The 26,076-nt window shown below is 45.9% G+C and carries 23 protein-coding genes; 11 read left to right on the forward strand and 12 right to left on the reverse strand.

The window, feature by feature from the left end:
* Window positions 1-6: 6 nt before the first annotated feature.
* Entirely contained in the window at window positions 7-1,071 is a 1,065-nt protein-coding gene (locus GJQ68_RS10940; protein WP_162417318.1) for a sensor histidine kinase, read from the forward strand.
* Between the two features lie 273 nt (window positions 1,072-1,344).
* On the opposite strand, the gene GJQ68_RS10945 is transcribed toward GJQ68_RS10940, so the two are convergent.
* Window positions 1,345-2,016 (reverse strand): FAD-binding oxidoreductase, encoded by a 672-nt coding sequence (locus GJQ68_RS10945; protein ID WP_162417319.1) that lies wholly within the window; start codon window positions 2,014-2,016, stop codon window positions 1,345-1,347.
* Between the two features lie 113 nt (window positions 2,017-2,129).
* Here GJQ68_RS10945 and GJQ68_RS10950 point away from each other — a divergent pair, with 113 nt between their 5' ends.
* The 5 genes from GJQ68_RS10950 to GJQ68_RS10970 all read left to right on the forward strand — a co-directional run bounded on the left by GJQ68_RS10950 (window position 2,130) and on the right by GJQ68_RS10970 (window position 6,998).
* Complete coding sequence (locus GJQ68_RS10950) at window positions 2,130-3,431, forward strand: MFS transporter (protein WP_162417320.1); 1,302 nt, start codon at window positions 2,130-2,132, stop codon at window positions 3,429-3,431.
* Window positions 3,432-3,646: 215 nt separating this feature from the next.
* Window positions 3,647-4,264 carry an NADPH-dependent F420 reductase gene (locus GJQ68_RS10955; RefSeq protein ID WP_235941409.1) on the forward strand — a complete coding sequence of 206 codons (618 nt, stop codon included), beginning with the start codon at window positions 3,647-3,649 and terminating at the stop codon, window positions 4,262-4,264.
* Window positions 4,265-4,428: 164 nt separating this feature from the next.
* Window positions 4,429-5,352, forward strand: coding sequence for a LysR family transcriptional regulator (locus GJQ68_RS10960; RefSeq protein WP_162343089.1), 924 nt, complete (start codon window positions 4,429-4,431; stop codon window positions 5,350-5,352).
* Window positions 5,353-5,492: 140 nt separating this feature from the next.
* Complete coding sequence (locus tag GJQ68_RS10965) at window positions 5,493-6,008, forward strand: hypothetical protein (protein WP_162417321.1); 516 nt, start codon at window positions 5,493-5,495, stop codon at window positions 6,006-6,008.
* Between the two features lie 33 nt (window positions 6,009-6,041).
* Window positions 6,042-6,998: a sodium-dependent bicarbonate transport family permease gene (locus GJQ68_RS10970; protein ID WP_162417322.1), complete on the forward strand. Its 957-nt coding sequence runs from the start codon at window positions 6,042-6,044 to the stop codon at window positions 6,996-6,998.
* 38 nt (window positions 6,999-7,036) lie between these two features.
* Here the strand turns inward: GJQ68_RS10970 and GJQ68_RS10975 are convergent, their stop codons facing one another.
* The 3 genes from GJQ68_RS10975 to GJQ68_RS10985 are packed head-to-tail and all read right to left on the reverse strand — an operon-like array spanning window position 7,037 to window position 8,960.
* Window positions 7,037-7,909, reverse strand: coding sequence for a DUF5777 family beta-barrel protein (locus GJQ68_RS10975; RefSeq protein ID WP_162417323.1), 873 nt, complete (start codon window positions 7,907-7,909; stop codon window positions 7,037-7,039).
* Window positions 7,906-8,463, reverse strand: coding sequence for a YceI family protein (locus tag GJQ68_RS10980; RefSeq protein ID WP_162417324.1), 558 nt, complete (start codon window positions 8,461-8,463; stop codon window positions 7,906-7,908). The genes GJQ68_RS10975 and GJQ68_RS10980 overlap by 4 nt, the downstream gene beginning before the upstream one ends.
* The gene (locus tag GJQ68_RS10985; protein WP_162417325.1) at window positions 8,460-8,960 is read right to left on the reverse strand and encodes a QcrA and Rieske domain-containing protein; all 501 of its coding nucleotides are present in this window, start codon (window positions 8,958-8,960) and stop codon (window positions 8,460-8,462) included. Before GJQ68_RS10985 ends, GJQ68_RS10980 begins: the two co-directional genes overlap by 4 nt.
* A gap of 245 nt (window positions 8,961-9,205) precedes the next feature.
* Here GJQ68_RS10985 and GJQ68_RS10990 point away from each other — a divergent pair, with 245 nt between their 5' ends.
* Window positions 9,206-10,186 (forward strand): hypothetical protein, encoded by a 981-nt coding sequence (locus GJQ68_RS10990; RefSeq protein WP_162417326.1) that lies wholly within the window; start codon window positions 9,206-9,208, stop codon window positions 10,184-10,186.
* A gap of 116 nt (window positions 10,187-10,302) precedes the next feature.
* On the opposite strand, the gene GJQ68_RS10995 is transcribed toward GJQ68_RS10990, so the two are convergent.
* On the reverse strand, window positions 10,303-11,148 hold the full coding sequence (locus GJQ68_RS10995; RefSeq protein WP_162417327.1) for an alpha/beta hydrolase: 846 nt from the start codon (window positions 11,146-11,148) through the stop codon (window positions 10,303-10,305).
* A 163-nt stretch (window positions 11,149-11,311) separates the two neighbouring features.
* On the opposite strand from GJQ68_RS10995, the gene GJQ68_RS11000 reads away from it, so the two are divergent.
* A complete protein-coding gene (locus GJQ68_RS11000) occupies window positions 11,312-12,430 on the forward strand; it encodes a DegT/DnrJ/EryC1/StrS family aminotransferase (protein WP_162417328.1) in 1,119 nt (372 codons plus the stop codon).
* Window positions 12,431-12,432: 2 nt separating this feature from the next.
* Here GJQ68_RS11000 and GJQ68_RS11005 read toward each other — a convergent pair whose 3' ends face one another.
* The gene (locus GJQ68_RS11005; protein ID WP_162417329.1) at window positions 12,433-13,896 is read right to left on the reverse strand and encodes a cryptochrome/deoxyribodipyrimidine photo-lyase family protein; all 1,464 of its coding nucleotides are present in this window, start codon (window positions 13,894-13,896) and stop codon (window positions 12,433-12,435) included.
* A gap of 39 nt (window positions 13,897-13,935) precedes the next feature.
* Between GJQ68_RS11005 and GJQ68_RS11010 the strand changes: the two genes are divergently transcribed.
* Entirely contained in the window at window positions 13,936-14,217 is a 282-nt protein-coding gene (locus GJQ68_RS11010) for a TIGR03643 family protein (protein ID WP_162417330.1), read from the forward strand.
* 31 nt (window positions 14,218-14,248) lie between these two features.
* On the opposite strand, the gene pgi is transcribed toward GJQ68_RS11010, so the two are convergent.
* Entirely contained in the window at window positions 14,249-15,895 is a 1,647-nt protein-coding gene (gene pgi, locus GJQ68_RS11015; protein ID WP_162417331.1) for a glucose-6-phosphate isomerase, read from the reverse strand.
* A gap of 550 nt (window positions 15,896-16,445) precedes the next feature.
* Between pgi and GJQ68_RS11020 the strand changes: the two genes are divergently transcribed.
* A complete protein-coding gene (locus tag GJQ68_RS11020) occupies window positions 16,446-18,545 on the forward strand; it encodes a tetratricopeptide repeat-containing sensor histidine kinase (protein WP_235941428.1) in 2,100 nt (699 codons plus the stop codon).
* 197 nt (window positions 18,546-18,742) lie between these two features.
* Window positions 18,743-19,402, forward strand: a complete 660-nt coding sequence (locus GJQ68_RS11025; RefSeq protein ID WP_162417333.1) for an MCP four helix bundle domain-containing protein — start codon at window positions 18,743-18,745, stop codon at window positions 19,400-19,402.
* 9 nt (window positions 19,403-19,411) lie between these two features.
* On the opposite strand, the gene GJQ68_RS11030 is transcribed toward GJQ68_RS11025, so the two are convergent.
* The 5 genes from GJQ68_RS11030 to GJQ68_RS11050 form a co-directional block, all read right to left on the reverse strand.
* Window positions 19,412-20,890: a sodium:solute symporter gene (locus GJQ68_RS11030; protein ID WP_162417334.1), complete on the reverse strand. Its 1,479-nt coding sequence runs from the start codon at window positions 20,888-20,890 to the stop codon at window positions 19,412-19,414.
* A 23-nt stretch (window positions 20,891-20,913) separates the two neighbouring features.
* Window positions 20,914-21,852 carry a dihydrodipicolinate synthase family protein gene (locus tag GJQ68_RS11035; protein ID WP_162417335.1) on the reverse strand — a complete coding sequence of 313 codons (939 nt, stop codon included), beginning with the start codon at window positions 21,850-21,852 and terminating at the stop codon, window positions 20,914-20,916.
* A 64-nt stretch (window positions 21,853-21,916) separates the two neighbouring features.
* Complete coding sequence (locus GJQ68_RS11040) at window positions 21,917-23,098, reverse strand: sialidase family protein (protein WP_162417336.1); 1,182 nt, start codon at window positions 23,096-23,098, stop codon at window positions 21,917-21,919.
* Window positions 23,077-24,684 (reverse strand): fucose isomerase, encoded by a 1,608-nt coding sequence (locus GJQ68_RS11045; RefSeq protein ID WP_162417337.1) that lies wholly within the window; start codon window positions 24,682-24,684, stop codon window positions 23,077-23,079. Before GJQ68_RS11045 ends, GJQ68_RS11040 begins: the two co-directional genes overlap by 22 nt.
* A gap of 142 nt (window positions 24,685-24,826) precedes the next feature.
* Entirely contained in the window at window positions 24,827-26,041 is a 1,215-nt protein-coding gene (locus GJQ68_RS11050; RefSeq protein ID WP_235941411.1) for an FG-GAP repeat domain-containing protein, read from the reverse strand.
* Window positions 26,042-26,076 lie beyond the last annotated feature (35 nt).

The following is a 26,076-nucleotide window of genomic DNA, read 5'->3' on the forward strand; positions in this document are numbered from 1 at the left end:
GCCGGCATGTTCAGTACTTCCAGGGGAATTGCGTTTGTACTGGCCGTATCCATCGCCTTGCTTTTGGTGGCCTTTTTGTCCCTGATTGATGAAGTGGGGGCCATGGTCTTGCTGGCCTCCGGAGCGCTTTCCTTCTCCATTTCTTACCTGCTCATCCACCTAAGCCTGGAATTTCTGGTGTTTAAGGAAATCAGCAATATTTACAACGTACTGGAAAAAATCCAGCGCAAGGACGTATCCTTCAAGGGCGTAAAAAAAATCAAAGCCTCCCTGCCCCCCTTAAAAAGCATCCAAACCAACATCAACGAATATGCCGCGGCTAAAAACCGGGAAATCGAAACCCTGCAAAAAAACGAAACCTTCCGGAAGGAATTTATTGCCGATATTTCCCATGAACTAAAAACGCCAATTTTTGCTGCGCAAGGCTATATCCATACCTTGCTGGACGGGGCGGTGGAAGACCATACCGTCAGGGATAAATTTCTGAAACGTGCCGCCAAAAGCCTGAACAACCTGGACAACCTGGTGCAGGACCTGATCACCATCAACCAGATTGAAAGTGGCTTTATCCGCTTTCATCCGGTTCAATTTGACCTGCGGGAGACCATATTGGAAGTAATCGAACAACTGGAGGGCAAGGCCCACAAACGGGATATACGAATTCATTTTCAGCATTCCCCTGAGGAACGATATTTCACGCATGCCGACCGGGAGAAAATATTCCGGGTGCTCCAAAACCTGGTCTCCAATGCCATCAAATATAACAAAGACGGAGGGGAAGTTACGATTCAAGTAAAAAACCATAAAAACCACCTGACGGTCAAAATAAAAGACCAGGGCATGGGCATTCATCCCGAGGACCTGAAGCGTATTTTCGAACGTTTTTACCGGGTAGAAAAGAGCCGCTCCCGGGAGAAGGGAGGAACGGGGCTGGGCCTGGCCATCGTCAAGCACATTCTGGAAGGCCACAAAAGCACCATTTCCGTAAGTTCCATCGTCGGTAAGGGCTCGGTTTTCAGCTTTGACCTGCCAGTGGGGAGCAGCCCGGTAAGGTTGGAAAAAAAGAGCTAAAAATATAGGGACAGACCCTGTTGGTCAAATTCCGGGGAATTCATCTACCCGACCCGAAAGAGGTTCAACTGAAACCACCCGCTGCCCCCCTTGCAAACCCTTAGCGGAGGCCGCAAGAAAAGGGGTTCACGCATCCGCCGCAGCGGAGGCGCAGCGAGATAAAATCCACTAACCGAAATCGGTTTATCAACCAGTCGATTCGCTGGCGTTCATACGTACGCCCCGGAGCGAATGGATATGATATGCCAGGCTTTATCTAAATTCAACTTCTCCCTATTGCTCAAACACAAGAGAGTCGGTTTTCACACCCAGCTCTCCCAGTGCTTTTTCAACTGCTTTCATAAACCCTTCCGGCCCACATAAGTAAAAATGACGATTTTCAAAATGCGTGATTTTCTTCTCTAAATACGCCTTGTCTATCCTTCCCTGGTCATAGGCCGTATCTGCTTGTTTTTCGATGATATTATGAAATTTATGACCCAAAATGGATTTTAATTCCTCAAAAAGAATGATGTCATCATTGGTCTTGTTGGCAAATACTAGTTCGTTATTACCGATTTGATTTTTTTGACGCAAGTCTCGGAAAATAGAGATAAACGGAGTGACTCCAGCTCCTCCGGCAATGAACACCCCTTCTCCCTTATAGGAGATCGCACCCCAGGCATCCCCAATCTCCAGGCTGTCACCCGGAACAGCCTCTCGCAGGCGCTTGGTCACTCCCTCGTGATCCGTGTAGGTCTTGATGGTGAATTCCAGATTTGGGTCTGATGGGAGGCTAGTAAACGTAAAAGGTCGCTTTTCTTCCTCCCAACCTTCTTTAAGCAGGCTCACTTCGGTAGCCTGTCCCGGTTCAAAGGTATATCCCTTGGGTTTCTCCGTCTGAAAAGCGAAGGTATCGTGCGTAACTTGTTTTTTATCTAAAATTTTTACTTTAAAATTTTCCATAATAGCGTTTATTTCTGTTAAAAACCTAACAATTATGAAGCAAACATTAATCCAAGAATGGAAATATTCCAGGGAATTTTTACTTTCGTGACCGGCGTATTACCAAATCAAAAATGAAAATAAGCGAACGCGTATACGAATGGATCACAGATGAGGGTGAAGTACGGGCTTGTGCCAATATTTCCGAGGAAGCCTGCCGGGAAACACCTTCTAATTTTTTTAAAAATGTATGCAGCGGTGCCTTGTCCAAATTGGCAGGACAATTGGTTAGTCCCGGTACTACCCTCCCCTGGGTGTTGGCGGCTATGGGAGTCCCGGCAGCCTTTTCGGGAGCCCTGGTCCCCATCAAGGATGCCGGATCCCTATTACCGCAATTAATAGTATCCGCAAAAATCCGGTCCTATCCCATTAGAAAATGGTTTTGGGTCATCCCTGCCTGGATTCAGGCACTGGCATTATTGGCCATGGCCTTTGTGGTCTGGAATCTGGATGGCGTTTTGGGTGGCTGGCTGTTGCTGGCCTGCCTGGCCCTGTTTAGCATTAGCAGTGGGGTAGCCAGCATCAGTTTTAAAGACGTGACGGCCAAGACCACTCCAAAAGGAAAAAGGGGGCAACTGCTCGCCATGCGGGCAACCTCCGGCGGCATTCTGACACTCTTGGTAGGTGGCTTAATTCTTGCCGATTTTTTCCAAAACAGCGATCGGGAATTCCTGTTTATGCTGGTTCTCTCCGGAGCAGTCCTTTGGGTATTGTCCGGATTTCTATTCAGCCTTATAACGGAGGAAAAAGGGGCTACCTCCGGAGGCAGGACACCCATTCAGGAAATTAAAAAGGCCTGGACCTTTTGGCAAGAAGACCGAAACTTGCGGATGTTCATTTTTACCCGGGGCTTGTTGATGGCCATTCCCCTGGCCCAACCGTTTTTCGTGCTGCTGGGGAGAGCCGAAATCGGGGAAGAAGTAAGTAATCTGGGGATAATGGTGCTGGCTGCGGGAATTGGCAGTGTCATCAGCAGCCCCTTCTGGGGGAGATTTGCCGATCGGTCCAGCAAAAAACTCATGATTGTCATTGCGCTATTGGGAATGGTTAACATTGCGCTGATGGCCTTGTTTCCACTTTGGCCCGCCTTCCTTCAGAATAGCTACACGTTTGCGGTTCTATTTCTAATACAGGTCATGGCTCATGGCGGCGCCCGGTTAAGCAGAAAAACGTACCTGGTAGATTTTGCCCCCGAAAAGGACAGGCCCTCCTATGTATCCCTTTCCAATACCGCTATTGGCATGTTCACATTAATTGGAGCAGGTCTCGGAAGCTTGGCAGGTATTTTCGGTATTCAGCCCATGCTTTGGATTTTTTCGGCCCTACTGCTTATGGCCGCCCTTTTGGGAAGCCAGCTAGCGGAAGCGCAAGATTGAAATCCCTAATTTTCCCTGAATCGTTAGGAAGGCTTTAAATCCATCTAAAATTTTATGTAGCCTAAACTGATTTACAACCCTTGATTATTGTAATTTATTTTATAAATACAATTTATTCATTATATTATTTTATACCTACCGATTAATTCACTATATTTCTTCTATAAATCTATTGACAGAAGTGAACGTGGGTAAGAAAATAAATCGATTTTGACATGATGAATATCGCAATTTTAGGAGAAAGTAAGCTGGCAAGAAGCCTGGGAAACCGGTATATGAACAGGGGGATTGAAGTAATTTTTGGGGTGAAAACAAATTTTGAAATCAAGGACATCGAATGGAAAATTTACAATAAATTACTGGATAAAGTACTATCCTATTCAGAGGCTATCGCAAAAGCGGAAATTGTTTTTATATGTTGCGAAAACGAATGCCTGCCGTCGGTTTGTGACTCGCTGCTTCAGGAAAACAATCCCGATACCATCATCATCGATTGCACCAACAGTTCGTATACCGAAGGTAACGCTGGAAATGCCTCCCTCATTCAGGAGCAGTTGGGAGATAAAAACCTATATAAAGCCTTTAATAACCTGGGCATGGACTATCCAAATTCAGATCCACTGGGAGTAATACAGGAAACCTACTATTGCGGGGAAAACAATGAAAACAAAGCCAAGGTGAAAAAATGGATCGAATTAGCCGGTTTTAAAGCCATTGACGCGGGAGCCTACGATAGTGCCCAGCTGCTGGAGGCCTTTTATCACCTGAAAATGAAAATAGCGCACCAGCAAAATCAAAACAGCCAATGTCATTTTAAGCTAATTTCAGTGTAGCCCAATCATCGATTAGATCAGGATTTACACTTAGAAGGGCATTTTTAAAACTTCTTATACCTTTCCAGGTTTTCGTTTGATGGCCTTAGTGAGAGGGCATTTTTTTTCATCGGGGCTCCGAAAAAATAAATAGATTCCTATATTTGAAGAGGAATTTATAAGCAATGCATTATACATTAAATCAACTTCAGGTATTCTTAAAAGTTGCGCAAACCCAAAGCGTAACAAAAGCGTCGGAGCAATTGCACCTCACGCAACCGGCCGTCTCCATTCAATTAAAAAACTTTCAGGCGCAGTTCGATATTCCCCTGACCGAAGTAGTAGGAAGAAAAATATACATTACTGAATTTGGAAAAGAAATCGCAGAAGCGGCTGCCGAGATCATCAATCAGGTCAATGGCATCAATCAGAAATCCTTGCAGTACAAAGGACAACTGGCAGGGAGACTGAAAATCACCATTGTCTCCACCGCCAAATACGTGATGCCTTACTTCCTCTCTGAATTTTTGAGAAGAAATCCGGGGGTGGAATTACTTATGGACGTAACGAACAAACAACGCGTGGTCGAAAGTCTGGAGGACAACGAGGTTGATTTTTCCATGGTATCAATACTTCCTAAAAAGCTGAACCTGGAACACATAGACCTGCTCCCAAATAAGCTGTACATGGTAGGTAATTCCCGGTCCTCGTTTGATGAAAGCCGCTCCCTGGAAGCACAATTTGACGAATTGAACTGGATCTACCGGGAAAAAGGCTCCGGAACCCGGCAGATGATGGAGTCCTTTGTGGAACAAAATCATTGGGCGATCGCCAAAAAACTGGAACTAACATCCAACGAAGCCGTAAAACAGGCCGTCATCGCAGGGCTGGGTTTTTCCATTATGCCACTCATCGGACTAAAAAACGAGCTCAATAACGGGGACATCAAAATATTCCCTGTAACAGGGTTACCCATGGCTACCATGTGGCAATTGGTATGGGTAAAAGGAAAAAAACACAGCCCCGTCGCTCAGGCATTCATTTCCCACATTAAACACGAAGCCAGTACCTTGATCCAAAAGAATTTTGATTGGTACCTGAAGTATTGAGGCAATCACAATCCCATAAGTTACTTTAAGCCAAAACATTAGGATTAATATAAATTATTTTTATGTTTTTTATAATAAATATAAATTTTCATTAATAATAATTCATTTATAGGTTTGCAGGGAACAAAAATAGCTGTCTCATGCAAAACAACCTTTACTTAGTTTGTCCGATCGGTTTATCAGAACACTATATCCAAAGAAAATACGGAATCCATCATTTTTTCCTTACCGCACTGGGAGCTGTATTCCGGTTTGATGAATTGCCGTTTATTGAAAAATTGGTGGATTTCTTGAATTGTGAGGCAGTAGACCAGATTACCATCGTTCACGACCTAAACTGCCCCCTAAAAAGTAAGGTAATCAACCATTCGAAAACCCTGACCACTTTTTCAGAAAAACAGTTGTTTGACCTCTATATTGACCACTACTACCAGATCAATCGCTTTGAATCAGAAAAAGAAAAAGTGAGGCAGCTGGCCTTAATCCATATCGAGGATCTCAGCCGTCAAATAGCCCACCATCCCCTATTACAAGGAGTAATACAGGAAGAGGGCATACATATCAAGGGACTCCTGGTCGACCCCTCAACACAACACACAGAATGTATCAACCCGGCTGTACCGGCAAGGAGTAATACCGTCTACTCCGCTGTCTAAAATTTATTTCCACCACCATCCTACTTCGAAACTATGAACGTGCAATTGCTTCTGCAAAGCCTGACCAACCCTGCCTTGTTGTTTTTTTTCCTTGGAATTCTTGCTGTCAGGCTCAAAAGTGATTTGAAAATACCCGAAAACTCTTCGAAATTTATATCCCTTTACCTCTTATTCGCCATAGGTTTTAAGGGAGGCCAAGAGCTGGCGCATAGCCAATTTCAAATGGGAATCGTATGGGCCATCCTTTTTGGAATGGCTACGGCCTGTATCATACCGCTGTACACGTTTTTTATACTGAAAAAACGCATGGGGGTGGAAAATGCCGGAGCCATCGCAGCCGCCTACGGCTCGGTTAGTGCTGTCACCTTTGTAACTGCCGCTAGTTTTCTGGAAATGCAAACCCTTGATTTCAGCGGGCACATGGTGGCCATCATGGCACTGATGGAAGCACCTGCTATTATTTTGGGGGTACTGCTGATCCGGTGGTTTGGAAATGGACATGGAAAACAAGCCAGTCTTGGGAATTTGCTAAAACACTCCATCACCAATGGCAGCGTCTTTTTGATTTTAGGAAGCCTGGTCATTGGGTTTCTTGCCAACGAACAGGAAGCCGAAGGGATCAAACCCTTTACCACCGATATTTTCAAAGGTTTTTTGGCGATCTTTTTGCTCGACATGGGAATCACCAGTGGCAAAAAACTGAAGGATTTTCTTCAATCGGGATGGTTTACGAGCACTTTTGCCGTGATAATCCCAATCCTGAATGGTTCGCTGGTAGCGTTTCTCAGCGAATGGGTCAGTCCCGAACCCGGGGATCGGTTTATGCTGGCGATTCTAGCTGCCTCGGCCTCCTATATAGCCGTGCCTGCCGCAATGAAAATGGCCGTTCCCAAAGCAAACCCTGGCATCTTTCTGCCCATGGCCCTGGCAGTAACCTTCCCGATAAATATCACCATTGGCTTTCCCATCTATTTTATGATTATCCAATAACCACCTATTAGCCTTTAACAAAAAAGCAAAATGCTGTACTAGTTTCCTCCGGTAGCAAAGATGCGGTTTACATTGAACCCCAGACGAAATTCTTCTCCAGGGACACCGTTTCCTCCTGCCAACAGGTATTGTTCGTTCAGTGCCGGGGAGGTGACAAAATACATTTGAAAGACATGTCCTCCCGCTTCCACATCGATGCCAACCCCTACATTGTTTCGCAATCCATTATTTAAATTGGGTATCCACTGCAAGGTCAGGGAGGACATGGAGGTCACCTTGTATTTTCCGGAAAACCCCAGGGCCAGGTACAGCTGTTGCTCACCCTCGATCAGAAAGACTGGCAAGGGGTCAGTAAAATAGACCATCATGGGGCTGAGTTGAAAACTGAGTTTTTCCGAAAACTTCCTCGCCAGCATCAATTGACCGGCAAAACTACTGCGTTCGCTAACATTCGGCTCAGCTTCCTGTAGAAAATCGTAGTCAGCTGTATTGACTCCTGCGGCTCCCATTAATGAAATGGAAAACGGAACACTGCCGCTATCAGTTTGCTTCACCAGATGATACCGGCCATAGAGGTTGTAGAATTTATCTCTTCCCGATCGGGAGGCTCCCAACGAAAAACGCTCGTCAAACGCGTATTCAAAGCTAAATTGGATATTGGCTCCATAATCCAGCCCGTAAAGGTTTCGAAGTCCTCCCGATAGCGGCCCAAAGGTATGCATGATGGCAAAATGCAGGACTTTCTTATCCAGCGGCTCCACCGTTAGCAAGTTGATGTGCCGGGGCGCATGGAAGGTCAACTCCGTGGGACGATCGGCATTGGCCAGTTTTCGTTCAAGTTGAGCCACGGAAACTCCCTGTACAAACAGCAGCAACAGGGTTAGGTTTAGGTAAGTGAGCGATCGATTCATAAATCAGCTTTTATTAAAATTGCGTTGATGGTTACCGCTTGGTTTTCCGATAATTCGTAAAACATCAGTTTCGGGATTTCGATATCAAAATCCCCCAGTTTTACTTGAAACCCGGTTTCCAACTGGATCTCCGAGGGGGAAAGCCGGGTTAGGGTCCCCGTGATTTCCATTGCTTTCTCCTTTCCGTGGATTGTGAAGGTACCCCGGGCCTCCACTTCTATTGGCTGGTTAAATTCCAGCGGGCCGGGTTTTTCCAGGCTTCCGGAAAATTCCGCAAAGGGAAACCGTTTTGTTTCCAGGTAATTGTCACGCATGTGTCGATCCCGAAGACCGATGCCCGTGTCCAACGTATTCAGGTCAATGTAAAAATCAATCAACCCGCTATCCATATCCAGCAGTCCGTTTAGCTGGCTGGACTCACCGGTAAACTCATTGAGTGCGGCAGTCGACAAAAAAACCACCTCTCCGTCTTCAGTCTGGTACCGCTGCGCATTGGCCCCGTTCGTAAGCTGCAGGCAAACCAGGAAAAGAACGGATGTCAGCTTCCCGCTCATGACAGGCTAATGGTCAGGTTTTCCCCATCTTTGCTGACCGAATACGACCTCAGCGGACTGGAAGCTGGCCCATTGACTACCTGTCCGCTTGTATCGAAGCGGGAACCGTGGCAGGAGCAGGTAAACACCTCGTTGCCATAGGACCAATTTCGATCGCATTGGGAGTGGGTACAAACCGATGTAAGTGCATTGAACTGCCCGTTTACGTTGACGACCAGGACCCGAGCCTGAGTAATCAGCAGCCAACCTCCGGAACTGGCCAGGGCTTCATTCCGTTCCAAATCGATTTGCACGGATTGCTGCGTCACTTGTATACCGTTGCTACCACTATCATCGCCGTCACCATCGGGGTCGGGCATCGGGTCTTCCTCTTCCGTACATCCGGTAAAAAAACCCACCCCAAAAAGGGCCATGCAGGAGGCCATTCCCGACTTCTCCAGAAACTGTCTCCGGTCAATTGCCAGTTTCCCATGTTTAAATTCTACTGTCTTTTTCATACGAGTTGATGTTTGTTTTCGGGTACATGCGCCCCATGAATTTCTGTTGTTTTATAAGCTACGTAGGAAGTGCCCGCTTTGGATCTACAGAGGGCATCCATTGTCGAATTATTCCACCCTTTGAGCTTCTCGATCGAGACCGGGAAGCAGCGAATAGGCTGTCATAAACCCGGTCAAAAACAAAGCATTTCCTTGTCTATTTCCCGCCATGCGCTACCTTTACAGCTTCCAATAAACCAGAGGAAATGAAATTTGTTTGTGCTGTTTTTGTTCCGCTATTCCTTGCATTTCCAGTCTCCCTGGAGGCTCAATCCACAGACCATCAGCTGGTACCGGATTTTGCGCAGCTCTTCCTGAATCTGGACACCCGACCGACCCGAACCTATTTTCTCGATTACCAGCGTTCCTTTGATCCAAGTGGCGGACACTTGCAGGGAATTCAGCGTTTTGGGGAATCGGGGCTGTACCTAAGTGGAAGCACCGAAACCCACAGCTACATGGCCCTGGCAGACGCAAAAAGCAAGCGTATCGTGTCGGTAGACAGTCTGATGCCTGCTCCTTTTCGCCACGCGGGGGGCTTTCAGATATACGACCATTACCTGGCGGTAGGAATTGAGGACAATCAAAAACGAACCGTTTCAGTTGTCCACATTTATGACCTAAATGCCAGCAATCCCTGGTCTAACCCTGTGTATAGCGTGAAACGAACCGGTGAATACCAACGGGTAACTGCTGGGGCCGTTGGGCTGACCGCCTACCGGCAAAAAATCTGGCTGCTGGTGGCCAACTGGGACAGTAAGAACCTGGATATCTACACCTGTCCGGAAGCTGAATTTTACCGGGGAACCGCTGAGTTTACACTGGAAATAAGTATCAACACGGATTCGGAACCCCGCAGCTCCTGGTCGGATCCGGAATGGCATTCCTATCAAAACATCAATTTGTTTACCGACCAGAAAGACCAGCTATACCTGATAGGAACGACCAAAATTGACGATGAAAAACACGTCGCTGACCTGTATCAATTGATATTAGGAAATTCACCTGCCCGAATTCGCAAATTGTCCAGCAAGTTTTTTTACCCTGGAAAAACGGTTGATTTTAAGGCGGCCGCAGGTTTGGTGGTGACGGCCGATGGCTATCTGGAACTACTGGCGGCTCCTTACCAGTTGGAGGGTGAAACCAGAATTGAAGTGTTTTCTCACTCTCAACGGCCTGCAAACTGATTCGCTAGCGGTAATAACACCCTCCAGGAAAGCACTAATAGGGTATTTCCCGTCTAAAAATCCGTTGGCAAACCAACGATGTGAAGGACAAAGCCGCATTTCCGACCGGATAACGCTTAGTCGATTTCTTTCACAAAATCCCTTACCCAGCGGAATGCCCTTCCGGGAGTATAAAAAAACTGCACCATCATGGGGATATGCCGTTTGTTCTTTTGAAGGTTATAATTTGGGTTCGGTACATGCTCCCTGTAGGCCTCCATAAACCGATCGGTACCCTCCAAAATACTGGAATAGGTCTTTCCCCCCATCATTATCAGCATGGGCGGCATGTCTCCATGTAGGTGATAAATGGGCGAGGTTTCTTTCCATACCTCGGGGTCATTTGTAAAGGTTTTCAAATGAGAGGTCCCTGGCTCATAATTTTGATTTACCAGGTAATGGTACATATCCAATCCCGCCGCATCGATCAGGGCAGCCCCTGCCACGGGACTTTCTACGGCTAAGCTGTCAAAATAAATGTCCCTAACCGCTACAAGTGCCGCCAGATGACCTCCTGCCGAATGCCCCGATACCACAATCCTTTCCGGATCCCCGCCATAGTCTGCGATATTGCCGGCCACCCAATCCAGGGACTTTGCGGTCGCCAGTGCCATGGCCTGGACCTGGTAATCAGGACTTAATGGATAATCTATAATGACCGTTACAATATCCCGCCGGGCCATGCGTCTGCCGAAAAACCCGTACCGCTCCTTGCTCCCCGAACGCCAGCTACCGCCATGGATAAACACCAGAACCGGTAGGGACTGCCTGGTTTTTTTGGGGGCAAAGATGTTGAGTTGCTTTTCGGGCAATGCTCCCAAAAATCCCTCCTCCATGTAGGTTATGTTTTCAGAAACGGTGATCCCTTTGAAGGAACAGGAAGCCGCCAGAAAGAGCAGCATTACCGAAAGATACTTTAACATGATTTCTGTTTATTAGTTAACTTTAACAAAAATAGTCGGGCCACTTCCTGACAGGTTATGGGGTGATTTTTATTTTTAAGCGAAATAGAGGCGCATACCCTGATCCTTTTCCTGTCCATGAATAACCGATCAAATGTAACAGAACAATTGCAAAACCTTACGAATGACACCCATAAACCGTATTAAATTTCAGGACCTGCAGGCAGTTAATGGTCGTTTTGAACCTCAATTAAGCCAACGCATCCTGGAAGTGGTCCGTAGCGGACAGTATGTGGTGGGGGAACAGATCCGGCAATTTGAAAATGAATTTAGTGTTTTTATTGGAACCAGCCATACCATCGGCCTGAGCAATGGAACCAATGCCCTGGAACTGATTCTCAGAGCATACCTGGAGATGGGACGCATTCAAAAAAACGATGAAATACTGGTTCCAGCCAATACCTTTATTGCTACCTTCCTGGCTATTGTCAATCAAGGCTTGGTGCCTGTGCCGGTAGATCCGGAAATCCCTTCCTTCCTGCCGACAGCAGATGCTCTGGAAAAAAAAATCACCTCGAGAACCAAAGCGATGGTGATGGTTCACCTCTATGGAAGAACTGCCTATTCCAAAGAGATTGCCTCCCTTTTAGATTCTCGGGGCATGCTATTGATTGAGGACAATGCCCAGGCAGTAGGAAGCCGGTTCGAGGGTAGGAAAACGGGTAATTTAGGCCAGGCGGCTGCTCACAGTTTTTTCCCAACCAAAAATCTAGGGGCCCTGGGAGATGCGGGAGCCGTTACCACCGATGATCCGGAATTAGCTTCCATCATCCGAGCACTGAGGCATTATGGAAGGACGGGAAAACATTGCTATACCTATGCCGGTACCAATTACCGAATGGCTGAAATCCAGGCGGCTGCACTACGGGTGAAATTACCCCACCTGGATCAGGACAATATCCGAAGGATGGCTTTGGCAAATAATTATTTGAGTAAAATTAGCCATCCCGACGTACTTCTTCCAAAGCCCGAAATCCAGGATTTTCATCATACCTGGCATCTTTTTACGGTATTGACCAAAGAAAGACAGCTCTTGGTTTCTTACCTGGACCAACAGGGCATCGAGACGGCCGTTCATTATGCCACCCCTCCTCACCGTCAGCTTGCGCTCAGAAAGGGCATGAGCCCTGGATCCTTACCTGTAACGGAAAAAATCCACCGGGAAACCCTGAGTTTGCCGCTCTATCCAACACTCTCAGATGAGAATATCCAGCATGTAATAACGAGTATCAATAACTGGTAATTTCACCTCCAACGCAAGGGCAGCGTATGTCTGGCTAAGATTCGTTTGGCCTCTTTTTTTACCTCCGGCAGGGATTGCGCCTTCCAGATTTTTTCTCTGGCCACCCTTGCTGCCTTTTCCGGATCCACGATTGGAAAAGGATAGGTCTCTCCCAGGGTAAACCCCGCCATTTGCCCCTCAATCGGGGGCGTTTTCCATGGTTCATGGAAATTGGGAAAGGGCAGCGAGGCCAATTCCGGTACCCATTTCTTAATAAAAACACCCTCAGGGTCATGCTCTCCGGACTGTTTTATCGGATTGTAAACCCGCACCTGGTTGATTCCCGTCACGCCAGCCTGCATCTGTAATTGTGGATAGTGGATCCCCGGTTCAAAATCCAAAAATAACTGCGCCAAATGATCCGCTCCCGCTCTCCAGTCCAGATTCAAATGATGCGTAAGGAAAGACACCAACATGGCCCTCATTCTAAAATTCACATAGCCTGTCTGAATAAGGCAACGCATGCAGGCATCCACCAGCGGTATACCTGTTTTTCCCATTTTCCAGGCCTCCAGCCGCCCGGGATTTTTTTCATACCCATAGTCCAGAAATCCCCGGTTGATCGGTTCAAATTCCATTCTTTCTTCCATTTCAAATTTCTGAATGAAATGGCAGTGCCATTTCAGCCTGGATTGGAAATTCCGGATCGGTCCGGTATATTTGCCAGCCTTTCGCAAGGATTCTGCTGCCTGAAAGACCTGCCTTATCGAAAGGTTTCCCCAGGCCAGGTAAGGGGATAACCGGGAACAACTCCTCCGGCTCGCTTCCGGTTTGCTGATAAAACGGCTATAGTTTTTTACTCTGCCTTCCAGGAAACTTTTTAGGTATTGATGCGCTCGGCTCTCCCCTCCTTCTTGCATGTTAACAGGTAAATGCTTCGTACAGTCTACGGATTTCTGCCTCCCTGAAAACTCAGGAAAACCGGGATTCAAGAAATTTCCCTTTTGCCAGGATGGATCTTCAAGAGGTTGATTCATAAACGTTTCCCACTGAGTGGACCAGCCTTTCCGGTTTTTTCTACCACGCTGAACGCCATTTTGTCGCCATTCCTGCCAGATGACCTTATTCTCCAGACAGAAACGTTTCACTTCCTTATCCCGCTGATAGGTGATCGCTACCCCCGTCTCCTGGTGCGAAAACAATTTATTCAATTGGTAGTGCTGTTGTATATGCTCAAAGGCAGGAATGACTTCCTCATGGAATAGGTAGACTTTGCTCCCTACTACCGCAAGCGATTGATTCAGGTCGGTCAAACTTTCATAGATAAATTTCCAATGGCGGCTATTGCTTTGAGATGCCTGTACTAAAGAGGGTTCTACAAAATAGACCAGCAAAATGGGAAGTCCCTCGTCAAGGGCATGCTTCAATGGGGCATGGTCATTAAGCCTAAGGTCTCTTTTAAACCAAACCACATTGATTTTTTCCATATCCCGAAAACCATACACGGAAAAAAATGTTTATTTATCATGAGCCATCGCCTTAACCTTTCCGCAGAAGAGACAGACCGGGTCATCGAAATGGCCTGGGAAGACCGGACCCCTTTCGATGCCATCTACCGGCAATTTAACCTCCCGGAGAAAGACGTAATCAAGCTTATGCGCCGGGAATTAAAAGAAAGCTCCTTCCGAATGTGGAGAAAAAGGGTACAAAACAGAGCTACCAAGCACCAAAAGCTTATTGGAGCAACCGGAAGCACCCGATTTAAGTCAACCCGCCAAAAAAGCATTAGCAATAACCAGATCACCTAAGCTCCGATGGTCCTGATTGGACGGCTCCACCTCATTCTTTTCTGAAATTTTTGAACGCATTGATCAGTCCGTTGGTAGACGCATCGTGTCCGCTGACCTTTTCCGGGGAGGCCAATTCGGGAAGAATGGATTTGGCCAAAACCTTTCCCAATTCTACTCCCCATTGGTCAAAGCTATAGATATTCCAGATTGCCCCCTGCACAAAAATTTTGTGCTCATACATGGCGATCAATGCGCCAAGAGTAGCCGGATTTATCTTTTTAACAAGGATCGAATTGGTAGGGCGATTCCCTTCAAACACACGGTGAGGGGCAATTTTATCGACTATTTCAGGTGCTTTCCCCTCTTTCTCCATTTCTTGCTGCACCTCTTCCAGGCTTTTCCCATTCATGAGTGCCTCCGTTTGGGCAAAAAAGTTTGACATCAATTTCAGGTGATGATCTCCCAAGGGGTTATGAGTATGTGCAGGAGCGATAAAGTCGCAGGGAACCAACTGCGTGCCCTGATGGATCAACTGGTAAAAGGCATGCTGCCCATTAGTGCCCGGTTCTCCCCATATGACTGGTCCGGTGGAATAGTTGACTTGATTTCCGTCCCTATCGATGCATTTACCGTTACTTTCCATATTTCCCTGCTGAAAATAGGCCGGAAACCGGTGCATGTACTGATCATAAGGCAGGATGGCTTCCGAAGCTGCCCCCAAAAAATTGGTGTTCCAGATTCCAATCAGGGCCAAAAGCACGGGAATGTTCTGCTCGAAGGGTTCCTGCCGAAAATGGTTATCCATGGCATGTGCACCTTCCAGCAGTTTTCTAAAATTATCAAACCCTACCGAACAGGAAATAGTAAGTCCAATCGCCGACCAGAGGGAATACCTCCCTCCTACCCAATCCCAAAACTCGAACATATTGTTCAAATCAATTCCAAACTCCCGAACCGCATTTCCATTCGTGGAAAGGGCAACAAAATGTTTGGCTACTTCATCTTTATGGTGGGCGTTTTCCAAAAACCAATCCCGGGCTGTATGGGCATTGGTCATCGTCTCTTGCGTTGTGAATGTTTTCGATGCTATAAAAAATAAGGTCGTTTCGGGGTTAACCTGCTTCAGCACTTCGGTAATATGGGACCCATCCACGTTGGATACAAAATAGGTGTTGATATGAGGGTGCTGATATGGCTTCAGTGCTTCCGTAACCATCACCGGTCCCAGGTCACTACCTCCGATGCCGATATTTACCAGGGAATCGATGGGTTTTCCGGTGTAGCCTTTCCATACTCCTTTGGAAACTTTTTCAGAAAACACCCTCATCTTTTCCAATACCCGGTTGATTTCCGGCATGACATTTTTCCCATCCACGTAAACCGGAGCGTCAGACCGATTTCGGAGTGCCGTATGGAGTACGGCTCTGTTTTCCGTGCCATTGATCAATTTCCCGGCAAACATGGACTCAATAGCGGTTTTCAGGTCGGTCTGACCGGCCAGGTCCAGCAAAGATTGCCTGATGGAATCATCTATGCGGTTTTTGGAATAATCCAACAGGATATCTTTAAACCTTACCTGGTACTTCTCAAACCGCTTTGCATCATCCTGAAATAATTTTTTTATTTCAATATTTGTTAGCGAAGCCTCTTTAAGCGCTTTCCATGCCTGGGTACTACTTGGATTTATATTTTTCATAGGAATGGTATGTTCATCGTTAAAGGAGTAAAACTAAAAATAAATGTCCGCAAGAAAAATAAGATTCTAAAAATGCCAGCCGGAAAAAGGAACAGCGCAATTCGAGTATTGACCCTGATCATCCTAATAACTGCATTTTGAATGCCTGACCCGAAAAAAACAGGAATCAAAATTTTGAAATTTCCACCCGTCATTTTTTGCCAATTACCAGGGGGCTAAATCCTGATTCCTCTATGCCATTATACAGGTTGGTTACCAATCATATATTTCTTTTGTCAAATATTTCAAATCGAATAATAATTAAATCAAAATGAATAAATTGAGCCCTATTCAAGACCCGGAAGACAGAATATCGGATGGATTATTTGAATTAAAAATATCAGAACATTTCTAACCATCGTTAAATTTAGTATATTATTAACTATTAAATAAGAGGAAATTAACAGATATGGGAATGGTGTTCTTTATGAAATCAAGTTCCCATGTTTGCATCATTTTTGCGACCTATTGAAACATTGATCTGAAAAGTCAAATACCATAAATCTTGAAAGTGATTTTAAATTTTAAACTATTTTTTCTGACCGCAACCACTTTAGCTGTTTTGTGGTCCCATTTTTCTTTCGGTCAAAGAGAAGCGATTGATGCCATCAAAGCCAAAATCGATTCGATAGAAAACAAGGAAAATTTTACTCCAGACAAACCTTATATTGATTTCATCAATCATTTGGGAGAATTATACTATAATTTAAATCCTGACAGCACTTTCCTGTTGGGAATGAAAAGCCTGGAAGCCAGCGAAAAGGCGGAATACACCGAGGGTATCATAGATGCTTATCGTAACATCGGTGCTTACCATAATCTTCTTGGTGAGTACGATCAGGCTATGGGGTTCTTTGAGGAAGGCCTGCAATTATCCGAAAAAACCCAATATTGGCGAGGCATGGCCAATATATACAATAGTATTGGACTAAACTATTACGAACGGGGGCTTTTGGAGGAGTCAGTGACGGCCTATCTCCGGGCGCTGGAAATAAAAGAGCAACATTTGTCAGAAAACGAACAAAGCAAGACGCTCAGTAACCTTGGGTTGGTTTTTTTGGATTTAGGAGACTTTGAGAAGGCCTTGAGCTACCACAATAGGGCGTTGGAAATTCGCAAACAAATCCAGAATGTACCCGGAATAGCCTATTCAATGGCCAATATTGGGGACGTGTACAAAGAAAATGGAGCGCTGGAAAAATCGCTTCAAAACTACCAGGCTTCCCTGCAAATTGGGGAGGATATTGACAACAGGCAATTGGTTTCCGTTTGTCACTTTAACATCGGGGATATCTACCTGAAGCAGGAGAAATTTGAGCAGGCGCTTTTTCATTTAGAAACCGCCCTGGAGCTGGATACAGAAAGAAATGACAAAGTAGGTATTTCATACGATCTATTAGGAATCGGCGAAACCCAAATGAAGCTGGGAAACTTAACCACAGCCAAAAAAACCATTGAGGAAGGTCTCGAAGTGGCATTGGAAAGCCATTTGAAAGATGAAGTACAGAAGGCTCATTTGTTGCTAAGTGAACTGTATGAAAGAGAAAACAATCCCTCAGAGGCCTTGTATCATTTTAAATTACACAAAACGTATCAGGATAGTATCTTGAATGAAGGCACTAAAGTAGAAATACAAAAGCTAACAACCGAATACGCGCTGGCAAAAAGGGAAGCCGAATTCCTTCAGGCGCAGCGGGAAACGGAGCTTCAAAATGAAACCAGAATGGAACAGCGACTGCGTACCGGTGTGACGATCATTCTAATAATTCTGTTAATTGCCTTTTTTATAGCACTGCGATCGATCAAATCCCAGGTGAAAGCCAGGGAGATCGTCACAAAGCAAAAAAATGAATTGGAAAAGCTGAATAAAAAGATCTTACTGCAAAAAAATGAGATCGAGAAAGTAGCTAACCAAATGTTCGAGGTTAACCAGACGAAGGATAAATTATTTAGCATCGTTGGTCATGATTTAAAAAGCCCCATCAACAGCTTGAAAGGGCTCATGCAATACGTAGTGGACGAAAAACTGACCCAGGAAGAGTTCCTTTTAGTGTCCGCGCAATTGAGAAATGAAGTAGAACAGGTTCATTTCACCCTAATTAATCTGCTCCACTGGGCTAAAGGACAAATGAAGGGCATCGTTACCGAAACGGAAAAAGTATCCATCAATAAAATTCTAAAGGAAATAATGAGTCTTTACAAACCGGTATCGGAGGCGAAAGACATCAGCATCACCGATAATCTCGAAGCCCACACGGACTGTCTGGTAGATCGTGAGCAATGCAACCTGATTTTGAGAAACCTGATCAATAATGCGCTGAAATTCACCAATCGAGGAGGTAACATTTCTATCAGTAGTAAAAAAGTGGATGATTCCTATTGGGAAATCTCCATTCAAGACGATGGGATAGGCATAGATAGTCAGACGCTGGCCAAAATATTTACTCCGGGCTTAAAGGAAAAAAACCGGTATGGCACCGCGGGAGAAAAAGGTACCGGACTGGGACTTCAGCTAACCAAGGACTTTGTCAAAATCAATGGCGGAGATATTCAGGTAGAAAGTGAGTTGGGTAAAGGGAGTACCTTTACCTTCACCCTGCCAATCGCTTAACCTGCAGGTATTAATTCTTCCAGGGTAAATTGCTAATTTGAATTATTTTTCCTTTATTTATTTAAAGAGTTATGTTAGACCAAAAACCACCCTGTTATTTTCAAACTAATTGAAAAACGCGGTTTTCTCAGTTAATTTCGTGCCGCGGGCATTCATTAACACCGCAAATCCAAATAAATAATCTAAACCCGAATGACATGAGCGACAGTTCCTTCAAAGCCTTTAAAATCAAGATAGCCATCGCTTTATCCTTGGTTTTATTTTTAATTTTTGCAAAAAGTCTGGTCGATAAAAGTAACGTGGATGAGTTGGAGGCTTCCTTTGTGACGGTTTATGAAGACAGATTGGTGGTTCAGGATTATATTTTTAATATCACTGAGTTACTTTTCAGAATGCGCCTGCTGGTTGCCAATACGGAATCGCTGGATCAGTACCTTTCTGTCAAAAACCAGGTAATGGACTATCATGAACAGATCCTGAATATTATAGCGGATTTTGAAAAAACCCACCTCACCCCGAAAGAGGCCGAGTACTTACAGGAATTTAAGCGCCTGGTCGCCGACAAGCTGGAGATTGAAAGCTACTTTACCGATTTGGAAAAGTCCGAACAGAATTACCAAACAAGCGTTGGTAAATTCAATACCGATTTTGAGCGGGTGTTTTATGACCTTCGAGAGCTATCAAAAATTCAGCTGAGAGAGGGCGAAAAACTCACGAATCTCAGTTACCGGATTAAAGCCCGATCTGATATTTGGCTTCAATTTGAATATGCGGTGCTATTTGTACTTTTGATCATCATTAGCATGTTGATTTATTCCTCCAGGGGCATCGAGAAAAAAGGGAGCTATTCAAAATAACTTGAAACCCTACCTTTTATTCGCCCAGGCGGAAAGCAGAAATCCAACGAAGAAAATAACCAAGGTACCAAAAACAATGGTGAGGTTTGCATGAAAAGGGCTCCTGAAAGCCATGCCTTTTTCAAAGATAACCGGCGACAAGCTCATCCAGCCGATAAGCAACACTCCTAAAACCACTCCGATAGCGGCATATTTTCTTCGAATGTTTCTACCAATATAGCCCAACAAAAACAATCCTAAAATACCTCCGCTAAATATCGCCGATAGTGCCCACCAGGCATCCAAGGCACTTTCTACCCCGTTAAAGGCGATGGCAATCAGAATGCTCAGACTACCCATTACCAAAGATGCGATAACCAACACCTTCATTTCGGACTTTTCAGGAAGATCCGGTAAAAGGTATTTTTTAATATGATCCGTCAAAATAATGGTTGCCGAGCTGTTAATACTGGTTGAAATGGTACTCATACCAGCCGCAAAAATGGAGGCAATCAGCAAGCCGGTCATGCCAATGGGTAAGCCATTGACAATAAAATAAGGAAATACCTTGTCAGCGTGCTCACTCCCGCTAAAATCTTCTGGTAGCAATCCCGGCATGGCTTGGTAATAGGCAAACAAAGCCGTACCAATAAAGAAAAACAACAGGGAAACCGGCACATAAAGCAAACTGCCCAACAAGGTGGATTTCACCGCTTCCTTGTCAGTTTTGGCACTGAGGTAACGCTGTACATAGTTTTGGTCCACCCCGAAATTCTGTAAGTTGATAAACAGGCCGTAGATTAGAATGACCCAAAAAGTAGCTTCAGAAAGGCTAAATCCAAAACTCCCTAAACTAAACTTATTATTTTCCGAAGCGATGGTAAAAACCTGCCCGGGACCTTCCGGCATGGAGAAAAAGATGATCCCCAAACAGGCAAGAGCACCGGAAATCAAAATGATTCCCTGTATGGCATCTGTCCAGATAACGGCTTCAAAACCACCCATTATCGCATAAATCAATACGCTGATACCGGTTATCACAATGATGACCGGAATACTCCAACCAAAAAGCACATTCATGGGCAATGCCAGCAAATACATAATCGCGCCCATTCTGGCCAATTGGGTTAACAAATAACAGATGGAAGCATAAGTTCTGGCCCAACTACCAAACTTGGTTTCCAGGTAGTAATAGGCAGAGGGGCTTTTTATACCCCGGTAAAGCGGTACAAAAAATTTAACGGCAAGAATAGCCGCGATGGGAATGGAAAGACTAAAAACAAACCCATTCCAGTTGGAAAGGTAAGCATTTCCCGGCAAAGCCAGGAAACTGATACTGCTGACAAAAGTAGCGAAGATGGACATGCCAATCGCCCAGGAAGGAAGCTTCCCTCCTCCGGTAATAAAATCATTTGAGGTCCGCTTTTTGAAATAAAAAGAGGCCCCAAACAGTACAATGGCCAGCATGTACACTAAAAAAACAATTAAATCAATAATGGGGAGATTCATCCTTTACCTATCTTTTATATTCCTTATTTCGTTTGACCATAGCTAAAAGCACCCAATCGGGGGAGTTTTTCTTTAATTTCCTGGAACTGCTCTGCCTCAAAAGGTGTCAGGGGAAATGCGAGGTGACCATTGCCATACCCCAACACGTTCATACCTGCTTTCAGGCCTTTTAGAAAACTCGACCCGTAGCTACCCAAACTGTATATTTCCGCTGAAATTTCCATAACCATCGCTTGCAGGCGGGCGACTTCGGGTAAATCACCCTTTTCTGCCGCTTGAAATAGATCCACATATAATTTTGGAAACATATTCGCTCCTCCACTAACGCCACCATGTCCCCCCATTAAAACCGAGGAGGCCAACATCTCTTCCGGTCCTACCAACAAAGTAAATTCAGGTTTGTCCCGGAAAGCATAAACCATGGCATTGAAATAAACCGCCTGGCCTGAGCTATCCTTTAATCCCAAAATATTTGGATGCCTGGAAAGTGTCTGAACCGTGTCCTGTTGGAGCATGGTTTTAGTATGAGAGGGCATGTTGTATAGGTACAGTGGAAGCGGCAGCTCATCGGCCAGCTTTTGGAAATAAGCTACAATTTCTTTTTCTCCCAGCCCGTAGTAATATGGGGGTGCGGCCACCACGGCATCCGCACCGGCATCCCGGGCGACACCAGCCAGCCGCAGGCTTTCATGAAAAGAGGTATCCGTCACTCCCACCAGCACAGGAACTTTTTCATTTACTTCCTTACAGGTGAATGAAATCAATTCCCTTCTCAACTCATAGGATATATTGGTGCATTCCCCCGTGGTGCCCAGAATAAATATTCCATGCACCCCTCCTTCCAGCAGGTGGTTGATCAGTTTGGAAGTACCCCCCAGATCCAGCTGGGTATCATCTAATAGCAAGGTCGCCATCGGGGGAACAATACCCCTGAGCGGCTGTTTTTTTAAATCTCTTTGCATTTTTTGCGTTTACTACTGAATTTTTCCGATTAAAAGTAAAGGACGAACGATCCGGAAATTAAAATTAAATTTTAGCAGGATCAATGACCACATATTTTACGGATATCCGGTCATAAGTATAGGTAATGTGCACCTTCCCATCGGTACTTTGGATTATCGCCGGGTAGCTGTAACCAGCATTATTGGGTTCATTTTCCAGCGTCATGAACGGATTCCAGGTTTTTCCATCGTCGGAAATGGCCAGGTTTAGGATGTTTCTGCCTTTAGGCTCCTCACCTTCCTTCGTACTGTGATTGTACACCAAAAGGTGTCGACCATCAGCCAGGGTCACCGCATCGGTTCCGGAGTTAGGGTTAGGCAGGGAAGTGGCTGCCATTTCCGACCAGCTTTGCCCCTGATCATCCGACCAGCTTTCGGCAATTACATCCTGCCGGGTCCTGCACAGCACCTGCAGCCTGCCATCTTCGTGAATCAATACGCTTGGTTGTATGGCGTCAAAGGTCTCCCCGTCATTAATCGGCCCCACTACCTGCCAGGTCTCCCCCTGATCTTTGCTGATTTCAAAATGTACCTGCCAGAAAACATCCCCATCCCGCTCTCTCTCAATACTGGAGGGGTTGATAATGGTGCCGTCAGGTAATTGTACCGGTTTGTTTTTTACCGGACCCAACAGGGGCCCTATAGCAGGATCCTCACCCAATTTAACCGGATCGGACCAGGTCTTTCCATTATCCTCCGACGTAATCAGCATGCCCCACCATTCTCTGGGGGTGGGACCTACCTTGTAAAATAACATCAAAGGCCCTTCCTGTGGCTGGAAAAGGACCGGATTCCAGCATGGATACCGTAGGGTATCATTCTGAACCCCATTGACCACCTCTTCCGGCCAGGTCCACTCCCCATTTTCCAGGTGACTTACCCGAATACCCACATCGGGATTTCGCTCATGGGTCCCGGAAAAAAAAGCAGCCACGATACCCTCCTCCGTTTCCACCAATGTGGAGGCGTGCACCTGTGGAGTAGGTCTGTCATCCAGCGGATAGATCAACTCCGAATGTAGCAGTGCTCCTTCTCCTACCGTTGCTTTCTCTGGCAAATAATAGTTACCGGTGATGTCATTTGGTTTTTTGGCATCCTGATTATCGGATTGGGAGCTACTCTTTTCTCCTCCACAGCCAGCGATTGTCAGGGCTGTAAAAAAAAGGCCTGCAACCGGTGCGTAGTTCAATTTTGTTCTATTCCACATAATGCTGTTTTTATTCCAAGTTCGTCCATTGCGGCAGCTTTTGCCATACAGGCCGCTTTTGCTTCTTCTTTAGTGGGGGCATACACCACCTGTATATGATTAGCTTTGTGTCTGCCCATCATTTGATCCCGGCTAACTCCATCCAATACTCCATGCATGATGGGCCATTGGGGCGTGGTCATTTCCCACCTTCTTTGGGTTTCATCTGCGGGCAATTCCACTACTTTTCCGGTTCCCAAATCGCAGTGCAGCCGGTCATTCATGATATACACCCTGCTCCACACGATGTGGCCCGGCTTGCTGATCCCCTTGAGACTCCCACCGCCCAGGTGAAAGTACATGGGAGGTTGGCGTTCGCTACTCGCTCCCCGGTACCCATCAATAAAATGGGAGGCCGGAGCAGCACCCGAGATCAAAAACACCCAAACAAATTCATCTTTGCCTTCGATGCTGTATTCCTCGCCGTATCTCAAGTCATGCAAGGTATTATCGCCTTCCAATCCCAATTTTTCCCATAGTCGGTAAGTAAGCAGGCTATCTAATCCGGCACATTCGTCTACCTCATTAAAATGGGGCAGGGCCTTTCCGGGTATGATTTCCCGGCCGTCCTTAGTGAATACGGGGGGCCTTTCGGTCGTATTTAGAAGTCCCTCTGCCAGATCACTGGCAGGAGCTAGATCCTTTAGCCCTTGCTGGTATTGAATGCCAATTGTATCGCAACCAAATTCATCAGCCAGCCGCAGGGCAGCAATATACATTTTACACTGTTCCAGCGTCTGCTCCCGGGTTAATTCTGATTTCGGATCGGTTCCCCAGGAAAAAGTCATTCCCCGGTCTAAAAGCCAATCCAGTACTGCGTTTGCCTCCACTTCCGTCACGGTTTTCATCGCTGCATATAAGGTGGATTGGCTCAATCGCTCCTTAAAAATCCCCGTAGCATGTAACAAATGATCCGGTATGATGGCATTGAACATGCCCATACAGCCCTCATCAAACACACCCATAATGGCTTTTCTTTGTTTAAACTCCCGGGCAAAAAGACGACCTGTTTCCAGGGCTTGTGCCAGAGCTGTAACTGAGGGGTCAAAATCTCTTACATGACGAATATCGTGCACCACGTTTCCGGAATGAATCCATTCCTTCAGCCCTTTAAGAAAAAAATTATCCGTGAAGTCCCTACTCCATAGCGTGGAATACGAAACCCCTGCTTTCGTTAGCGAACCGTTTAGATTCAGCATACCCACCAGGCCAGGCCATTGCCCTTCCCAGTTGGCCACTGTCAAGATCGGCCCCTTATGCGTGGTGAGTCCGGCTAATACGTGATGTGAGTATTGCCAGACGCTTTCCGCCACGACCAGTGGCTTTCCGGGATCCAGTTCCCGAAAGACCTGCATGCCCATTTTCTGGGAATCTATGAAACCATGCTTTTTGTTTTCATCGTATGGGTGGGCACGGATTACCGTAACCCCCAGGTCGCTGAAAACCCTATTTAGACGGGATTCCATGGCTTCCTGCGCCTGCCAACAGGTTTGGTTAGCAGATAATCTCAAATCTCCACTTGCAATCAGGTAAACTTCTTGTATCATTATCCCCTGGTATTTTAGGTTTTGCTGGTTACTATTTTTTGGCTGGCAAAGCGGCATTTGTAGGCTTCGCCTGTAGAGTATTACTTAGGTTTCTTTCAATCAGGCCCATTCATGATCAAAAAAAATGCAGCCGGGCATTCCTTTATTTAAATGGGTTTTCATACCAGATTACACCCAGTCCCCTTTTAGATCCATCCTCGGCTGTTTCTTCCGAGGTCACTATATCCAAATCTCCGTCTCCGTCCAGGTCGATCAGGGAGACAAAATCGTATTTGACTCCTTCCGGTCCACTGATATCCAATACTCCTGGAAAAGAACCCTGATAATCCATCAATGCGACGATTCCGGATTTTCCCAATGCTCCCTCAAAAGACGCTACCAAATCCATATTCCCGTCCTGGTCCAAATCTGCAACAAGTGCTGATTTACCTCGCGTCCCCGATCCCTCCGGGTAAGGAATCAACTTTTGATCCCAGCGATCTCCCTGCCGCTGAAACAAAACCCAACCCCTGAGTAAATCTGGTACGATCAGGTCAGGCTGCTCCCCGGCACCATTTCCAATTATTCCTAAAAACATGGGTTCTCCCTCCTCCAGGCCCAATAAATGGGATTCCCATTGCTCTTCAAGCCCTTGTTTACCCGGATTTTCCAACCAGCGCAATCCGCGAAGTTCTCCCTTTCGATCGGTGATCAAAAGGTCTTTTCTACCATCATCGTTCATATCCAGAAGTTCGATGGACATAATCCAGCCGGCGGTCGAAATTTCGTGGTAGACCCATTCCGAAACCTTTCGCGGATCCTCCGGTGCCTGCAGCCAGCCAATGGTGCCATTAGGATCTTTGGATCCTACTACCAGGTCCGGACCGTATTTCCCATCCATATCCACCGCTCTTCCAAACATCCACCGGGTTTTTCCAATGGTCACCGGAATATCCTCCGATTTCCAGGCCTTGGGATGGAGGTAGTCAGCAGGATTACCGGGTGCCCAATGGATGGTGATCCGCTGGTGAGCTCCTTCCGAAAACGTTACCAAGTCCATTTGCTTGTCACCATCCAGGTCAACGGCAAAAGCATCCTCCACATCCGGAGAGGGCACTTCCAGGAAGGGCCAGGGTTTCCTGGGATCATCCGGCTGGATATACAATCTGGATACGCCTCCTTCTTCCCAGCCCACTACTAAATCCATTTTTCCATCACCGTTTACATCAGCGATTTTGGTGCCATCTGCACCCAGAGAACTGTCATCAATGGCATGCCGTTTCCAAGGTTCTTTGTTCAGGAAAGTAGCATCCTGCCGGGCAATGGATGGGTAAAAAACAAGGACTTGCACGAAAAGAAAGCCGATAAAAAGATTCATTTTCATAATTGTCTTTCAATTTCCAATTTTTATTT

The sequence above is a fragment of the Cyclobacterium roseum genome (genome assembly GCF_010119225.1).
Classification (GTDB): domain Bacteria; phylum Bacteroidota; class Bacteroidia; order Cytophagales; family Cyclobacteriaceae; genus Cyclobacterium; species Cyclobacterium roseum.

Coding starts and splice junctions, on each gene's coding strand:
- GJQ68_RS10940 (WP_162417318.1), top strand. CDS start 7: ATGTTCAGTACTTCCAGGGGAATTGCGTTTGTACTGGCCGTATCCATC.
- GJQ68_RS10945 (WP_162417319.1), bottom strand. CDS start 2,016: ATGGAAAATTTTAAAGTAAAAATTTTAGATAAAAAACAAGTTACGCAC.
- GJQ68_RS10950 (WP_162417320.1), top strand. CDS start 2,130: ATGAAAATAAGCGAACGCGTATACGAATGGATCACAGATGAGGGTGAA.
- GJQ68_RS10955 (WP_235941409.1), top strand. CDS start 3,647: ATGATGAATATCGCAATTTTAGGAGAAAGTAAGCTGGCAAGAAGCCTG.
- GJQ68_RS10960 (WP_162343089.1), top strand. CDS start 4,429: ATGCATTATACATTAAATCAACTTCAGGTATTCTTAAAAGTTGCGCAA.
- GJQ68_RS10965 (WP_162417321.1), top strand. CDS start 5,493: ATGCAAAACAACCTTTACTTAGTTTGTCCGATCGGTTTATCAGAACAC.
- GJQ68_RS10970 (WP_162417322.1), top strand. CDS start 6,042: ATGAACGTGCAATTGCTTCTGCAAAGCCTGACCAACCCTGCCTTGTTG.
- GJQ68_RS10975 (WP_162417323.1), bottom strand. CDS start 7,909: ATGAATCGATCGCTCACTTACCTAAACCTAACCCTGTTGCTGCTGTTT.
- GJQ68_RS10980 (WP_162417324.1), bottom strand. CDS start 8,463: ATGAGCGGGAAGCTGACATCCGTTCTTTTCCTGGTTTGCCTGCAGCTT.
- GJQ68_RS10985 (WP_162417325.1), bottom strand. CDS start 8,960: ATGAAAAAGACAGTAGAATTTAAACATGGGAAACTGGCAATTGACCGG.
- GJQ68_RS10990 (WP_162417326.1), top strand. CDS start 9,206: ATGAAATTTGTTTGTGCTGTTTTTGTTCCGCTATTCCTTGCATTTCCA.
- GJQ68_RS10995 (WP_162417327.1), bottom strand. CDS start 11,148: ATGTTAAAGTATCTTTCGGTAATGCTGCTCTTTCTGGCGGCTTCCTGT.
- GJQ68_RS11000 (WP_162417328.1), top strand. CDS start 11,312: ATGACACCCATAAACCGTATTAAATTTCAGGACCTGCAGGCAGTTAAT.
- GJQ68_RS11005 (WP_162417329.1), bottom strand. CDS start 13,896: ATGGAAAAAATCAATGTGGTTTGGTTTAAAAGAGACCTTAGGCTTAAT.
- GJQ68_RS11010 (WP_162417330.1), top strand. CDS start 13,936: ATGAGCCATCGCCTTAACCTTTCCGCAGAAGAGACAGACCGGGTCATC.
- pgi (WP_162417331.1), bottom strand. CDS start 15,895: ATGAAAAATATAAATCCAAGTAGTACCCAGGCATGGAAAGCGCTTAAA.
- GJQ68_RS11025 (WP_162417333.1), top strand. CDS start 18,743: ATGAGCGACAGTTCCTTCAAAGCCTTTAAAATCAAGATAGCCATCGCT.
- GJQ68_RS11030 (WP_162417334.1), bottom strand. CDS start 20,890: ATGAATCTCCCCATTATTGATTTAATTGTTTTTTTAGTGTACATGCTG.
- GJQ68_RS11035 (WP_162417335.1), bottom strand. CDS start 21,852: ATGCAAAGAGATTTAAAAAAACAGCCGCTCAGGGGTATTGTTCCCCCG.
- GJQ68_RS11040 (WP_162417336.1), bottom strand. CDS start 23,098: ATGTGGAATAGAACAAAATTGAACTACGCACCGGTTGCAGGCCTTTTT.
- GJQ68_RS11045 (WP_162417337.1), bottom strand. CDS start 24,684: ATGATACAAGAAGTTTACCTGATTGCAAGTGGAGATTTGAGATTATCT.
- GJQ68_RS11050 (WP_235941411.1), bottom strand. CDS start 26,041: ATGAATCTTTTTATCGGCTTTCTTTTCGTGCAAGTCCTTGTTTTTTAC.